Here is a 14,522-nt window from a genome sequence, read left to right on the forward strand (position 1 = left end):
TTACTTCAGATTATAGAACGCATCGCGGCCAGGGTAGCTGGCGATGTCGCCCAGGTCTTCCTCGATACGCAGCAGCTGGTTGTACTTGGCCATGCGATCCGAACGCGACATCGAGCCGGTCTTGATCTGCAGGGCGTTCGTGGCAACGGCAATATCGGCGATGGTCGAATCTTCCGTTTCGCCCGAGCGGTGCGAAATGACGGCCGTGTAACCGGCGCGCTTGGCCATTTCGATGGCGGCGAAGGTTTCCGTCAGGGTACCGATCTGATTGATCTTGATCAGGATCGAGTTGGCGATGCCTTTCGAGATGCCTTCTTTCAGGATCTTGGTGTTGGTGACATACAGGTCGTCGCCGACCAGTTGCACTTTCTTGCCCAGTTCCGCCGTCAGGATCGCCCAGCCATCCCAGTCGCCTTCGTGCATCGCGTCTTCGATCGAGATGATCGGGTACTTGTCGCACCAGGTCGCCAGCAGGTTGGTGAACTCGGTGGCCGTCAGGCTCAGGCCTTCGCCTTCCATTTCGTACTTGCCGTCCTTGTAGAACTCGGACGCGGCGCAATCGAGGCCGATGGCGATCTGCGTGCCTGGCTCGTAGCCCGCTTCTTCGATGGCCTGGATGATCAGCTTGATGGCTTCTTCATGGTTGGCCAGCGATGGTGCGAAACCGCCTTCGTCGCCCACGTTGGTATTCAGGCCCTTCTTGTGCAGGATCTTTTTCAGCGTGTGAAATACTTCCGAGCCGTAACGGACGGCTTCCTTGAACGACGGGGCGCCCACGGGAATGATCATGAATTCCTGGATGTCCAGGTTGTTGTCGGCGTGCGCGCCGCCGTTGATGACATTCATCATCGGCACTGGCATCTGCATGGCGCCCGAACCGCCGAAATAGCGGTACAGCGGCAAGCCGGCTTCTTCGGCGGCAGCCTTGGCCACGGCCATCGAGACGGCCAGGATGGCGTTGGCGCCCAGGCGCGATTTGTTTTCCGTGCCGTCCAGGTCGATCAGGGTACGGTCCAGGAAAGCCTGTTCATTGGCGTCCAGGCCCATGATGGCTTCGGAGATTTCGGTATTGATGTTTTCGCATGCTTGCAGCACGCCCTTGCCGAAGTAGCGCTTGGCGTCGCCATCGCGCAATTCCACGGCTTCGCGCGAACCCGTCGAGGCACCCGACGGCACGGCCGCACGGCCCATTACGCCCGATTCCAGCAACACATCGCATTCGACGGTAGGGTTACCGCGCGAGTCCAGGATTTCGCGACCGATAATATCAACAATAGCACTCATGTCATTCTCCAAAGTTAAGCGTAACAGGGGCTGCACACTGCGTTCTGATGCGCAATAGCACAAAGGGGGCAAAGAAACTCCCGGCGGGAACGATCTGGCCGGGAGCTGTCTTACAGGTAATACTGTCGCGATCGACCGCGTTATTCCGCAGCGGCGTTGGCTTCTTTGTGCGCCAGCGCTGCCTTGATGAACGAGGTAAACAACGGATGGCCGGTGCGTGGCGTCGACTTGAACTCAGGATGGTATTGCACGCCCATATACCATGGGTGGGAATTTTCACCCGTGCGTGGCAATTCCATGATTTCGCACAAATCTTCGCTCGGCGTGCGGGCCGAGACGATCAGGCCAGCCGTTTCGACACGGGCCAGGTAGTGATTATTGGCTTCGTAGCGATGACGGTGACGCTCGGTCACCACGCTGCCGTAGATCTCGGCGGCGAGGGTGCCCGGATTGACGGCGCAGGTCTGCGCGCCCAGGCGCATGGTACCGCCCAGGTCCGAGTTTTCATCGCGCAACTCGACTTTACCATCGTGGTTTTGCCACTCATTGATCAGTGCAACGACAGGTTGATCCGTATCAAGGTCGAACTCGGTCGAATTCGCGTTCGGCATGCCTGCCTTGTTGCGCGCGTATTCGATCAGGGCCACTTGCATGCCCAGGCAGATGCCCAGGTACGGGATCTTGTTTTCACGGGCGAACTGGGCGGCCTTGATCTTGCCTTCCACGCCGCGCTTGCCGAAGCCGCCCGGTACCAGGATGGCATCGTACTTGGCCAGGTTGTCGCAACCCGTCGTTTCGATTTCTTCCGAATCGATGTACTCGATGTTGACGCGGCTTTCCGTGTGGATGCCAGCGTGGCGCAGCGCTTCGATCAGCGACTTGTACGACTCGGTCAGCTCGACATACTTGCCGACCATGCCGACGGTCACTTCCGCCTTCGGGTGCTCCATCGTGTAGATCAGCTTGCTCCAGATGGACAGGTCGGCCGGTGCCGGATCGAGGTCCAGCGCGTCGCAGATGATCTTGTCGAGGCCCTGGTCGTGCAGCATTTGCGGCACTTTGTAGATGGTGTCGACGTCCCATACGGAAATGACGGCCTGCTCTTCGATATTCGAGAACAGCGAGATTTTCGCGCGCTCGTCTTCCGGAATGGCGCGGTCGGCGCGGCACAGCAGTGCATTTGGCATGATGCCGATTTCGCGCAGCTTTTGCACCGAGTGCTGGGTCGGCTTGGTCTTCAGTTCACCGGCCGAGGCGATGTAAGGCACCAGGGTCAGGTGGACGAAGGCCGTGTTCTTGCGGCCGGCGCGCAGGCTCAGCTGACGTGCCGCTTCCAGGAATGGCAGCGATTCGATATCGCCGACGGTGCCGCCGATTTCGCACAGGGCCACGTCGTAGCCTTCGGCGCCACGGCGGATGTAATCCTGGATTTCATTGGTGATATGCGGAATCACCTGCACGGTCTTGCCCAGATATTCGCCCCGGCGTTCCTTGCGGATCACCGATTCATAGATCTGGCCAGTGGTGAAGTTATTCACCTTTTTCATGCGGGTAGAGATGAAGCGCTCGTAGTGACCGAGGTCGAGGTCGGTTTCGGCCCCGTCATCGGTGACGAATACTTCACCGTGTTGCATAGGGCTCATCGTGCCAGGATCGACGTTGATATACGGGTCGAGCTTGAGCATGGTGACTTTAAGGCCGCGCGATTCGAGGATCGCGGCGAGGGAGGCGGCGGCAATCCCTTTTCCAAGGGAAGACACAACGCCACCAGTGACGAAGACAAATTTGGTCATTGCAGATGGTGCCGAACGGCACGTGCGGGAAATTGAAATTATACACTAAAGCCCGCCTGCGTCGCTCCCCGCGCACGGAAATTTGCGCCAAATACCGACTATCCCTCCCCCTCCTGCTGTCTACGCACAACATAATTGCGCGATAGCAATAATTGAAATATTTCCAATTCCATACCTTGTGTGGGCGAGCGAACAGACCCTGACACGCTCCGGCCGCAGACTGGGATTTTTCAACGGAGGTACATCATGAGCTACGAAGAACGCGACGCCTACGGCATGTATGTCAACCGCGGCCACAAAGGTCCCGGCCCTGAATTGATGGGTGCCGACACCCTGATCGGCGACCATGTGCACAACGCCAAGGATGAGCATCTGGGTGAAATCAAGGAAATCATGATCGACATGCGCAGCGGCAAGATCGCCTACGCCGTCATGTCGCACGGCGGTGTCTTCACCATCGGAGAGAAGCTGTTCGCCGTGCCCTGGGAAGCGCTGCTGCTCGACACCGTCAACAAGCGCTTCACCCTCAACGTCGACAAGGAACGCATCGAAAACGCGCCCGGCTTCGACACGGATAACTGGCCGAACATGGCCGATACCACGTGGGCCAATTCCATCCATAGTTACTACGGCACGACGCCGCGTTGATAACACCTGACAAAACTTACTGCGCGGTGCGCTTTGCGGCCGGCGATGCTCACGGTGCTATAGCACAGCTGCGCTTCTCGGCCACAAATCACATCCGCTCGCTACAGTTTTGTCAGGCGTCGCAGCTTTAGTAAAAAAACTAGAACCGGTACTCCAGCCCCGCCACATACGTCCTGCCCCGTGCCGTGCTCAGCGGCGTATTCTCTTGCGACTGCGACGGCATTGAGTTCAGGCGGTTCAGCGCTTCCGAAAAATCCTTGTTCATGGCGTTCTGCACCGACAGGCGCAGGAACAGATTCTTGCTGACCTGGTAGCTGGCATACAGGTCCACCACGGCCGGGATCTTCGGATTGTCCACCTTCGTCACTACACCCGTTACTTCATCGGCCTCATTGTCCGGCGACAGGCGGCGGTTCGAACCCGTGTGCTTGAGGATGGCGCCCACTTCCAGCTTGTTGTCCAGCAAGCGCGTGCCCACGTCGAGGTTGTAATACACACTGGGCAGCTCGCTGATGTCGGCCGCGCCAAACCACGCGCTGGCGATCGAGGTGGGCTGACGCGTCGTCTCACGCGTGTACGACAGGCGCGCATAGGCCGGCCCCAGCTGATATTGCGCTTCCAGTTCCCATCCACGTGTATACACGGGCGTGGCCGAGTTAATGTAGATATACATATTGGTCACGTACTCATCCACATTCTGCCAATCCTTGGCAATCACTTCCGCGATATTGCACTTGCGGCCGCTGTCGCACACGAGGAAGGACTGGCTGGTGATATAGCCGTCGATCTTGCTCTTGAAATACAGGGCCTTGAAGTTCAGCGCGTCACTCGCGCTCAGCAAACCATGCAGGCTGGAATTGAAGCCCAACTGGTAAGTCGTCGCTTTCTCGCCCTTCAGGAAAGGATTCATCGAGGCGCCACCATCGTTGGAGAAAAACACTTCCTGCGGATTCGGGCCGCGCATGGTGCGCTCGGCGCTGGCAAACGGCTGGAACCATGGCGCGACCTGGGCCGACAGCATCAGCGAAGGATTCACACCATGTTCTTTCAGCGCAATGCGCGATGCACCTTGCGGGAAGCACTGCACGCGCAGATCGCAGGCCGGCTTGTAGCCCGTCAGCTCGAAGCTCGTATAGTTGAGGCCGGCATTAACTTGGTAGATGCCACGGTTGTATTGCAGGCCAGCATATACGCTGTCGATTTTTTGCCGTCCTTCCGGCCCGAAAGTATTGTTTTCAATCGATTGCTGGTTAGCCTCGGGGTTGTCGGGATCGTCGACCAGGCTTTCCACGTGTTTGCTGTATCTGTTACGCATCATCTTTCCGCCCAATGTCACCAGGGCGTCGCCACCCGCCAGCTTGAAGCTGCTGGTGTTGTTGATGTCAAAGGCATCGGCGCGGTTGGCCGCATTCGTATTGATGAAATTGGTCAGCGCCTCGGGCATGTATTTCTGATTGCCACGGCTGCTGCTGGCAACCACATTGAGGTCGATCAATTCCGAAAACGGCGTGTAGTGATATTTTACGTAGTAATCGTCGCTCTGGATGTCGCGGCGCGTAAAGGTGCTGCGGTAATCGCGGGCTGACAATTCCAGCGCGTGGAAGTCGTTCAGCTTCAGGTCCAGCTTGAGCAACTGCGACTTGGGCTTTTGCTTGTAATAGCGGTTATAGCCGAAGCCGAATTCCTCGCTGTTGACGCCCTTGGCATTCTTGTAGTTGTTGCCGATCACGCTCGCGCTGGTGGCGGCCATGAAGCCCACGCTGCCGCCATCGAAGGCGGGGTTTTTCATGGCCACAGCCAGCATGGCGCTGCGCCCCACGCCATTATTACCGGCGGACATCTTCGTGCGCGCCCCCGTTTTTTCACCGGCGAAGACCACGTCATCGACGCCGATGGTGCGGAAATTGGCGCTGCCGGCCAGCGCATTGACGCCGTCGCCGCCGATGACATTGCCGCGCGACACGTCCACGCCGATGATGAAATTCGGGTCGATCAGGGCGCCGAACTGGCTGCTTGGCACGCCGCCATGCGAGACCGACGAGGGCGCGCTGCCATAATAATTCTGGCTCACGCCATCGACCATCATATTGACGCGGCCCAGGCCCGACAGGCCGCGAATATTCACGCTGACGGCGCCCTGCGCCGGATCGATCTGAGTAAACGTGCCTGGCATGCTGCGCACGATCTGGTCCACTGGCTGCAAGCGCGTGTCAGGCCCGCGCGCACTGACGGCGCCCGGCTTTTCCAGCGCCTGGCGTTCCGCAGGGACCGCCTCGCCCGACACATTTAGCGGCGAAAGTTCGACCTTGCCGCCGGTATTTTCTTGCGCCCACGCGTGTTGCGCGAGCATGGCCATGCACACGCCCACGGCATGCGCCATTATCTTGATATTCATACACCCTCGATTTCTTATTTGATTGGAAAAACTGCTAAAGCGATTCAGGTGGCGCCGTGGCTGCCATCCGTTTCCAGCTTGAAAGACACGGGCAAGGTGACCGTCACCGTGCCCTGGTGTAAGACGTTGTCGGGAGGCGCCGGCAACGGTTGCGCGCGCTGCAGCACTTGCAGCGCTTCGCGGTCGAGCAGCACCGTGCCCGATGAAGTGATCAACTCACTCGCCAGCAGCTTGCCGTCGCGATCCACCTGGAAGCGCACCCAGGCGGCGCCGGCCCGCTTGCGCTGGCGCGCGTCGCCCGGATAGCGCTTGAAGTGGGCCAGGTGGCTGAGCACCCGGCTTTGCCAGCTGGCCGGCGCCGCGCTGGCGGACGGCGTGTCGTTATTGAAGGGCGCTGCCTGCGGACCGTGCACAGCGGCGGGCGCCGGCGTGGCGCTGCTGCTGGCCTGCGCGGGTAATGACGCTTCCTTGGCGGCATCCTTGCCCGGATCCGCCGATGGACTGGACGCCGCCTTTTCCTCTTTTTCCGCCGCGATGATCTCCGGCGCTGCGGCGCGCGCCAGCACCGGCACCGCCTCTTGCCGAACGGTGCTCCGTGGCGGCCGGGAATCGCTGGAGGCGGCCGACTGGCGCGCGCCTACCGCTGCCGCCTGTTGTGTCTCGGGCGACATGGCTTGCGCGGCAAAGACCACCATCACGCTGGCCGCCGGGTTGGCGGGCGCCACGGCGACGGGCTGCCAGCCGGCCCACAGCAGCAGCGTCAGCGCCGTGGCCACCACCAGCGAAGTGGCGATGCCCCAGCTCAAGACGGGACGCAGCGCCAGCGTGGTGGCCCCTTTCACCCGCCCTCCCGGCCAACCAGACCCACTTTCAAATAGCCGGCCTGGCGCAGGGCATCCATCACGCCCAGCACGTCTTCATACGCGGCTTGCTTGTCGGCCTGGAAAAACAGCGTGCGCTGGCGGTCGCCGCCCGTCTGTGCGTCGAGCAGGCGGCCCAGTTGCTCGCGCGCCACGGGAGCTTCCCCCAGGTACAGGCTGTGATCCGCTTTCAGAGAGACGAACAACGGTTGCTCGGGACGCGGTTCGGGCTTGGCCGTGGCGGCCGGCAAGTCGATTTTCAGGTCGACGGTCGCCAGCGGCGAGACCACCATGAAGATGATCAACAGCACCAGCATCACGTCGATGAAGGGGGTGACATTGATCTCGCTCAACTCCGGCATGTCGGCCGTGTCGTCGTCCGACGAAGGAAACAGGGAAGCCATGGCTCAGGCCTGCTTGCGCGTGTCGAGGTCGCGGCTGAGCATCAGCAACACTTGCGCCGACGCGGCGCGCAGTTGCGCCTTGTACTGGTTGATGCCACGGCTCAAGACGTTATAGATGACGACGGCGGGAATCGCCGCCACCAGGCCCAGGGCTGTCGCCAGCAAGGCTTCCGCGATGCCCGGCGCGACGGTGGCCAGATTCGTGCTCTGGCTGACGGCGATACCGATAAAACTGTTCATGATGCCCCACACGGTGCCGAACAGGCCGACGAACGGCGCCACGGCGCCGATGCTGGCAAGCAGGCCGATGCCTTGCGTCATGCTGCGCACCTGCTGCGCAATCAACTGCTCCTGGCGAAAACCAGCCCGCTCCTTCAGGCCCGCCGCCGGTGCGCTGGCGGGTGTCAGGCTCAGCTCCTGCTGTACCTCGGCCAGCAGCAGCTGCGCCAGCGAGAGTTGGCCTGCGCCCTCCACTTTGGCGGCTGCGTCCGGCAAGGAGGTCGCCGTCTTCAGCAAGGCGACGGCTTGCGCCGCCGCGCGCCGGGCTTGCAGCAAGCTGGCGCCCTTCACCAGCAAGACCACCCAGGTGGCCAGTGCGGCAACCAGCAAGCCGATGAGCACGCTTTTGACGACCTGGTCAGCGGCGAAAAACATCCCCAACGGCGACATGTCGTGCGGCAAGGCGGATGCTTGCGCGGTGGCATGGAACAGGGAAAGAAACACGCCGCCAGCGGCGGCTTTGATACAGAGGATACGCATGGAAGCTTCAACAGGTAACAGGCATGGCTGCGCCGACGGCGCGCACGCGCATGCAAAAAATCGGACGGACTACCTGGCTGCTATGGAGGAGCTTGCTGGGGGGGAGAGTGCCGGGCTGAACGCCCGGCGGAGATACAAGGAATTACTTGGCGCTGGCGACGGCGGGTGCCACAACAGGCGTGAACCAGACGAAATCCGCCTGCGGCGCCAGCACCGTGGCGCCGCGCTGCGCCAGCACCAGCACCAGCGGCGCGGGGCCGCCCGTCAAGTCCTGCACGTGCAGCGGCACGCCCAGGTCCTTGTGCGCATGGTAGGCGCCGGCGATCAGCATGGCCGGCGCGGGCGCGGCCAGCAGGCGCTCGGCCATGCGGCGGTCGCGCTGCTGCTGCACCGACAGCATGGCGGCCAGGCGCGGCGCGTCGATCTGGTTGTCGTGCATGACGCGGATGATGTCTTTCAATTTATCATGCACCTTGGCATCGTTGGCCAGGTTGGAATACTTGCCCTGCACGGCCGGTTTATCGATAAACAGTTGCTTGATTTCGCTGCGGTCCAGGTTGGCCGACCAGACGGGGTATGGCGCGCGCATCACGGTCATGACCAGGTCGCCATATTGTTCCCACTTCCAGCTAGGCTGCCACGCCACCAGCTCAGCCACGTGTTCGGGGCGCACGACGGGATCCGTCTGCAGCCATGGCTTGACTTTGTCCACCTTGGCTTGCTGGTCCGGGTTCAGCATTTCCAGCAGCACACTGCCTTGCGGACGCTGGCCCTGCAACTGCAGCAGCAGCCATTGCTCGATCTGGTGATGGCTGAGCTGGTCATGCTGCTCGCCCACGATGACACGGGGCGCGGCGGCCAGCTGAGCCAGCAATTGCTCGGCAGTCACGCGCTGGCCGCTGCGCAGGTCGACGATCTCGCCCAACTGGCGCACGTCCTGCGCAGCGGAGTTCGCGGCGGCGCCGGCGGCCGCGCCGCTCACGGGTGCGACACTGCTGCAGGCGCTCAACGCCAGCACGCAGGCGGGCAGGACGGCGGTGAGGGACAGGGGGAATTTCATGGCATGGCCTTTCGGGTCAACGCTGTTGTAAAAACACTCAGGCGGGCATTTTAATGGAAATGATTCTCATTTACAACCAATGCACGGCGAACCATGCAGATTTTTTTACAACTGGCAAAAAATCAATATGGTGCTTCGGTGAAATCCCCGGGCGCGGAGTAGAATAAAAAAAACGGAGGACTCGCGTGAATCAAACTGACCAGTTGGCGGTACTGAAAAAACCGCTGCCAGAATCTCTTGCTGCCGTACTTTCCCTGATCTTTGCCGACCGCTTTTCCATGACGCAAGCCATGCGCGCCCACCATGGGCGCGACGAGTCGAGCTATCCCCCCATGTTACCGGACGCTGTCATCTTCGCGCATTCCACCGAGGAAGTGGCGGCCGCCGTCAAGCTGTGCAGCGCGCACGACGTGCCCGTCATCGCCTATGGCAGCGGCACCTCGCTCGAAGGCCACGTATTGGCCCTGCACGGCGGGGTGACGATTGATCTGTCGCAAATGAATCAAATGGTCGCCGTGCATAATGAAGACTTGACGGCCACCGTGCAGGCGGGCGTGACGCGCAAGCAACTGAACGAGGAAATCCGCGACACGGGCCTGTTCTTCCCCATCGACCCGGGCGCCAATGCATCCCTCGGCGGCATGGCGGCCACGCGCGCCTCGGGCACGAACGCCGTACGCTACGGCACCATGCGCGAAAACGTGCTGGCCCTGACGGTGGTGACGGCCGATGGCCGCATCATCAAGACGGGGACCAGGGCGAAAAAATCCTCGGCCGGCTACGACCTGACGCGCCTGTTCGTCGGCAGCGAGGGGACGTTAGGCATCATCACGGAAGTGACGGTGAAACTGTACCCGCTGCCCGAAGCGATCTCGGCCGCCGTGTGCTCATTCCCCGGCACGGGCGAAGCCGTCAACGCCGTGATCCAGACCATCCAGATGGGCGTGCCCGTGGCGCGGGTCGAGTTTCTCGATGAAAATGGCGTCAAAGCCATCAACGCCTACGACAAGATGGCGCTGCCGCAAAAACCATTATTATTGTTTGAATTCCACGGCACGCCGGCCAGCGTGGCCGAGCAGGCACAGCTGGTGCAAGCCATCACGGCGGAACACGGCGCCAGCGATTTCGAGTGGGCCAGCCGCCCCGAAGACCGTTCGCGTTTGTGGGCCGCCCGTCATAACGCGTATTTCGCCCTGCTGCAGATGCGTCCCGGCAGCCGCGCCATTTCCACCGACTGCTGCGTGCCGATTTCGCGCCTGGCCGAATGCATCCTGGCCACCAAGGCCGATTGCGAAGCGCAGGGCCTGGTCTACGCCATCATCGGCCACGTCGGCGACGGCAATTTCCACGTGCAGATGCTGGTCGATCCCGATGATCCGGCCGACATCGCGCGCGCGGAAAAGGTCAACAGCGACATGGTCACGCGCGCCATCGGCATGGACGGCACGTGCACGGGCGAGCATGGCGTGGGCATGCACAAGATGGCCTTCCTCGTGGAAGAACATGGCGAGGGCGCCATCGACACCATGCGCGCCCTCAAGCATGCGCTGGACCCGAAAAACATCATGAATCCGGGGAAGATCGTGCGCTGGTAACTATAATTCCATGCGCATCGGCACGAAGGCGATGCCATCCATTTCCACCCTCGGCCCCGTGGCGACAAAGCCCAGGCTTGCGTACAAAGGCAAGGCATACGCCGAGGAATTGACGGTAAAGGCCGTCACATCGCCTTTGGCCAGCGACGCATCACGGGCTGCCTGCCACAGGCGGCGCGCCATGCCGCGCCGGTGCAGGGCGCGCGGCACGAACATGTGGAACAGATGCGTGTTGTCGCGCATGGCCACCACGCCGGCCAGTTCGCCGTCGATATGCGCCAGCTGATACGCGTAGCGCGACTGCGACAGATAGCCTTCGATGGCCGGCTGGCGGCAATGTTCGATGAACTTTTCCGCCCCCGCACCATCGGGATGCAAGGTCAAAAAGGGCATCAGGTCATCGATCAGGGCGACGATGGCGGGCGCGTCGGCGACCAGGGCGGGACGCAGTGTCGGTTCGGGCAAGGTTGTCATCTTCAAATAATGCCATGCCTTCCTCCCCGTCGGCAACTCTCAACAGAAATCACGGCTGCTGGTCCTCAAGCGCCCCAGCAGATGCGACATGTCGACCAGACGCTTGGCCACCAGGTTGCGCACGATGCCTTCGCGCTGCCACACGCCGTACACGCCCAGCAGCGGCGCGCTCAGCACTTCGCGCCGCTGGCTTTCCACCAGATCGGGCCAGACGATGACGTTGACCGTGCCCGTCTCGTCTTCCAGGGTCATGAAGATGACGCCCTTGGCCGTGCCCGGACGCTGGCGCACGGTGACGATGCCGCAGGCACGCGCCAGCTGGCCATCCGTGTAGCTGGCAAGCGTGGCGGCGGGCAGGAAACGCTGTTCCAGCAATTGCTTGCGCAGCAGCGCCAGCGGGTGGCGACCCAGGGTCAGGCCTTGCGCGCGGTAATCGCTGACGATGCTCTCACCTTCCGTCGGGGCGGCCAGCACGGGCAAGTCTTCCTCTTGCGTGGTGGCGCGCAGCAAGTCCCTGTCGGGCACGGCGCCAGCCGCCTGCCACAGCGCCTCGCGCCGGTGGCCCGCCAGCGCGTGCAGGGCATTGCCGGCGGCGAGCACCTGCAAGTCATGACGGTCCAGGCCGCCACGCAGGGCCAGGTCGGCCACGTCGGCAAAGGCGGCGATGGCGCGCGCATCCTCGATGCGCTGGGCCGCCTCGGCGCGCATGCCAAACAGGCTGTTCAAGCCCAGGCGCACGGCCGGCCCCTCACCCTTCCCTTCTTCCAATTCCGCGGCCCAAGCGCTGACGGCCACGTCGACGGGCAGCACTTGCACGCCATGCCGGCGCGCATCCTGCACCAGTTGCGAGGGACTGTAAAAGCCCATGGGCTGGCTATTGAGCAAGGCGCACAGAAAGGCGGCCGGCTCATGGCATTTCAGCCAGGAACTGGCGTACGTCAGCAACGCGAAACTGGCCGCGTGCGACTCGGGAAAACCATATTCGCCAAAGCCCTCGATCTGGCTAAAGATGGCCTCCGCGAACTTCCTGTCATACTCATTTTTGACCATCGTCTCGACGATGCGTTTCTTGTAATTGTTCATGCCGCCCTTGCGTTTCCAGGCCGCCATGGCGCGCCGCAACTGATCCGCTTCGCCGGGCGTGAAATCGGCCGCGATGATGGCCACCTGCATCACCTGCTCCTGGAAAATCGGGATGCCCAGGGTGCGTCCCAGCGCCTTTTCCAGGCCCTTCGGATAGTCGATAGGTTCTTTCTGCTGGCGCCGCTGCAAATACGGATGCACCATGCCGCCCTGGATGGGGCCGGGGCGCACCAGCGCCACTTCGATGACGAGGTCGTAGAATTCACGCGGACGCAGCCGAGGCAGCATGCTCATCTGGGCGCGCGACTCGATCTGGAACACGCCGATGGTGTCGGCCTGGCACATCATGTCGTAGGTGGCGGGGTCTTCGCGGGGAATATCCTGCAGGCGGAACTCCTCGCCGCGCCGCGCACTCACCAGTTCCAGGGTGCGCCGCAGGGCCGACAGCATGCCCAGCGCCAGCACGTCGACCTTCATCAAGCCCAGCTCCTCGAGGTCGTTCTTGTCCCACTCGATGACGCTGCGCGCGGCCATGGTCGCGTTTTCAATCGGCACCAGGCGCGACAACTTGCCTTGCGCAATCACAAAGCCGCCCGGATGTTGCGACAGATGGCGGGGAAAGCCCAGCAGCTGCTGCGCCAGGCCGGCCCACTGCTGCGACAATGCCGCTTCCGGGTCGAGCCCGCATTCGGCCAGGCGCTCCAGCAGATCGCGCTTGCCATCGAACCAGCGATGCGCCTTGGACACTTTTTCCACGATGGCCAGGTCGATTCCCAGCGCCCGGCCGCTGTCGCGCAAGGCGCTCTTCGGCCGGTAGCTGATCACCACGGCCGCCAGCGCGGCCCGCTCGCGGCCATATTTGCTGTAGATATATTGAATGACTTCTTCGCGCCGCTGATGCTCGAAATCGACGTCGATGTCAGGCGGCTCGTTGCGCTCACGCGACATGAAGCGCCCGACCAGCGAATTGCCGCGCGCCGGGTCCACTTCCGTGATGTGCAGGCAATAGCAAACGGCCGAATTGGCGGCCGAGCCCCGGCCCTGGCACAGGATATTTTGCGAGCGGGCAAAACGCACGATGTCATAGACGGTCAGGAAATACGCTTCGTAAGAAAGCTCCGCAATCAGTGCCAGCTCCTGCTCGATCTGTTCCTGCACATTGGCCGGAATACCCAGCGGAAAGCGGATGCGCGCGCCCGCATACGTTTCCTCGCGCAAATACGTCGCCGGCGTGTGGCCGTGCGGCACCAGTTCGTCGGGATAGTCATAGCGCAAGCTGTCGAGAGAGAACGTGCACAGGCCCGCGATGCGCACAGTTTCCGCCAGTGCCTGCGGCGGATACACATTGGCCAGGCGCAGCCGCGCGCGCAAATGCTGTTCCGCGTTTTGCGCCAGCGCATAGCCGCACTCGCCCACGGGTTTGCCCACGCGTATCGCGCACAGGGTATCGAGCAAGGGCTTGCGCGAACGCACGTGCATGCACACATGGCCGACGGCCACCACGGGCAAGCCCTGCGCCTGCGCCACCGCCTGCACAACAAGGCGGTGGGCGTCATCCTGCGCCCGCTGCAGCAAATTCAGGCCCACCCAGCTGCGCTCGCTGCCAAAGGTGGACGCCATCCACGCTCCCTGCGCGTGCAGCGTCTCGGGCTGGGCCGGATAGCCGGGCAACAAGATCATCAGGCAGCCAGGCAAGCCCTGCAAATGGGCAAACTCGGGCGACGGCGCGGCGAAATCATCGGGCGTCAGCAAATAACGGCCCTTGGCCGCCCGCGTGCGCGCCATGGTGATCAGTTCCGACAAGTTGCCGTAACCATCGCGGTCCTGCACCAGCGCCAGCAAGGACAGCCCTGGGCTGCCATCGGCCTGCGTCAAATGAAAGTGCGCGCCGATAATCAGGGGAAAACCGGCCCGCTTAGCCGTCGCATGGGCGCGCACGACGCCCGCCAGCGAGCACTCGTCGGTAATGGCCAGCGCATGATAACCAAGCTGGACTGCGCGCGCCACCAGCTCTTCCGCATGCGAGGCCCCATGCAGGAAGCTGAAATTGCTCAGGCAATACAACTCAGCATACTCGGGTAAGACTGCGCCCCACATGATCTACCTCAATACTGTATATAAACACAGTATATTATACTTATCTGGAATCGGGCTTATCGTTTATGCT

The 14,522-nt window shown here is 61.9% G+C and carries 11 protein-coding genes; 2 read left to right on the forward strand and 9 right to left on the reverse strand.

The window, feature by feature from the left end; translation table 11 throughout:
* Nucleotides 1-1,284: a phosphopyruvate hydratase gene (gene eno / locus ACQ4WY_RS07875; protein ID WP_436503523.1), complete on the reverse strand. Its 1,284-nt coding sequence runs from the start codon at nucleotides 1,282-1,284 to the stop codon at nucleotides 1-3.
* A 140-nt stretch (nucleotides 1,285-1,424) separates the two neighbouring features.
* On the reverse strand, nucleotides 1,425-3,077 hold the full coding sequence (gene pyrG, locus ACQ4WY_RS07880) for a CTP synthase (RefSeq protein WP_353660465.1): 1,653 nt from the start codon (nucleotides 3,075-3,077) through the stop codon (nucleotides 1,425-1,427).
* 246 nt (nucleotides 3,078-3,323) lie between these two features.
* Here pyrG and ACQ4WY_RS07885 point away from each other — a divergent pair, with 246 nt between their 5' ends.
* Nucleotides 3,324-3,725: a PRC-barrel domain-containing protein gene (locus ACQ4WY_RS07885; RefSeq protein ID WP_353660464.1), complete on the forward strand. Its 402-nt coding sequence runs from the start codon at nucleotides 3,324-3,326 to the stop codon at nucleotides 3,723-3,725.
* 139 nt (nucleotides 3,726-3,864) lie between these two features.
* On the opposite strand, the gene ACQ4WY_RS07890 is transcribed toward ACQ4WY_RS07885, so the two are convergent.
* The 5 genes from ACQ4WY_RS07890 to ACQ4WY_RS07910 form a co-directional block, all read right to left on the reverse strand.
* Complete coding sequence (locus ACQ4WY_RS07890; RefSeq protein ID WP_436503525.1) at nucleotides 3,865-6,120, reverse strand: TonB-dependent receptor domain-containing protein; 2,256 nt, start codon at nucleotides 6,118-6,120, stop codon at nucleotides 3,865-3,867.
* A 44-nt stretch (nucleotides 6,121-6,164) separates the two neighbouring features.
* Nucleotides 6,165-6,962 carry an energy transducer TonB family protein gene (locus ACQ4WY_RS07895; RefSeq protein ID WP_436503526.1) on the reverse strand — a complete coding sequence of 266 codons (798 nt, stop codon included), beginning with the start codon at nucleotides 6,960-6,962 and terminating at the stop codon, nucleotides 6,165-6,167.
* Nucleotides 6,959-7,384, reverse strand: a complete 426-nt coding sequence (gene exbD / locus ACQ4WY_RS07900) for a TonB system transport protein ExbD (protein WP_436503527.1) — start codon at nucleotides 7,382-7,384, stop codon at nucleotides 6,959-6,961. Before exbD ends, ACQ4WY_RS07895 begins: the two co-directional genes overlap by 4 nt.
* A gap of 3 nt (nucleotides 7,385-7,387) precedes the next feature.
* The gene (exbB, locus tag ACQ4WY_RS07905; protein WP_436503528.1) at nucleotides 7,388-8,143 is read right to left on the reverse strand and encodes a tonB-system energizer ExbB; all 756 of its coding nucleotides are present in this window, start codon (nucleotides 8,141-8,143) and stop codon (nucleotides 7,388-7,390) included.
* A gap of 142 nt (nucleotides 8,144-8,285) precedes the next feature.
* Nucleotides 8,286-9,203, reverse strand: coding sequence for a ChaN family lipoprotein (locus ACQ4WY_RS07910; protein WP_436503529.1), 918 nt, complete (start codon nucleotides 9,201-9,203; stop codon nucleotides 8,286-8,288).
* Between the two features lie 185 nt (nucleotides 9,204-9,388).
* On the opposite strand from ACQ4WY_RS07910, the gene ACQ4WY_RS07915 reads away from it, so the two are divergent.
* Entirely contained in the window at nucleotides 9,389-10,798 is a 1,410-nt protein-coding gene (locus tag ACQ4WY_RS07915) for an FAD-binding oxidoreductase (RefSeq protein ID WP_436503530.1), read from the forward strand.
* Here the strand turns inward: ACQ4WY_RS07915 and ACQ4WY_RS07920 are convergent, their stop codons facing one another.
* Nucleotides 10,799-11,272: a GNAT family N-acetyltransferase gene (locus ACQ4WY_RS07920; protein WP_436503531.1), complete on the reverse strand. Its 474-nt coding sequence runs from the start codon at nucleotides 11,270-11,272 to the stop codon at nucleotides 10,799-10,801.
* A 39-nt stretch (nucleotides 11,273-11,311) separates the two neighbouring features.
* Nucleotides 11,312-14,452 carry an error-prone DNA polymerase gene (locus tag ACQ4WY_RS07925; protein WP_436503532.1) on the reverse strand — a complete coding sequence of 1,047 codons (3,141 nt, stop codon included), beginning with the start codon at nucleotides 14,450-14,452 and terminating at the stop codon, nucleotides 11,312-11,314.
* Between the last annotated feature and the right edge of the window lie 70 nt (nucleotides 14,453-14,522).

The organism is Janthinobacterium salmonicoloratum (assembly GCF_051380845.1).
Classification (GTDB): Bacteria; Pseudomonadota; Gammaproteobacteria; order Burkholderiales; family Burkholderiaceae_D; genus Janthinobacterium; species Janthinobacterium lividum_F.

Bases quoted from the DNA above. Each gene is read 5' to 3' on its own strand.
- ACQ4WY_RS07885 (WP_353660464.1), top strand. From the start codon at position 3,324: ATGAGCTACGAAGAACGCGACGCCTACGGCATGTATGTCAACCGCGGC.
- exbB (WP_436503528.1), bottom strand. From the start codon at position 8,143: ATGCGTATCCTCTGTATCAAAGCCGCCGCTGGCGGCGTGTTTCTTTCC.
- exbD (WP_436503527.1), bottom strand. From the start codon at position 7,384: ATGGCTTCCCTGTTTCCTTCGTCGGACGACGACACGGCCGACATGCCG.
- pyrG (WP_353660465.1), bottom strand. From the start codon at position 3,077: ATGACCAAATTTGTCTTCGTCACTGGTGGCGTTGTGTCTTCCCTTGGA.
- ACQ4WY_RS07910 (WP_436503529.1), bottom strand. From the start codon at position 9,203: ATGAAATTCCCCCTGTCCCTCACCGCCGTCCTGCCCGCCTGCGTGCTG.
- eno (WP_436503523.1), bottom strand. From the start codon at position 1,284: ATGAGTGCTATTGTTGATATTATCGGTCGCGAAATCCTGGACTCGCGC.
- ACQ4WY_RS07920 (WP_436503531.1), bottom strand. From the start codon at position 11,272: ATGACAACCTTGCCCGAACCGACACTGCGTCCCGCCCTGGTCGCCGAC.
- ACQ4WY_RS07925 (WP_436503532.1), bottom strand. From the start codon at position 14,452: ATGTGGGGCGCAGTCTTACCCGAGTATGCTGAGTTGTATTGCCTGAGC.
- ACQ4WY_RS07890 (WP_436503525.1), bottom strand. From the start codon at position 6,120: ATGAATATCAAGATAATGGCGCATGCCGTGGGCGTGTGCATGGCCATG.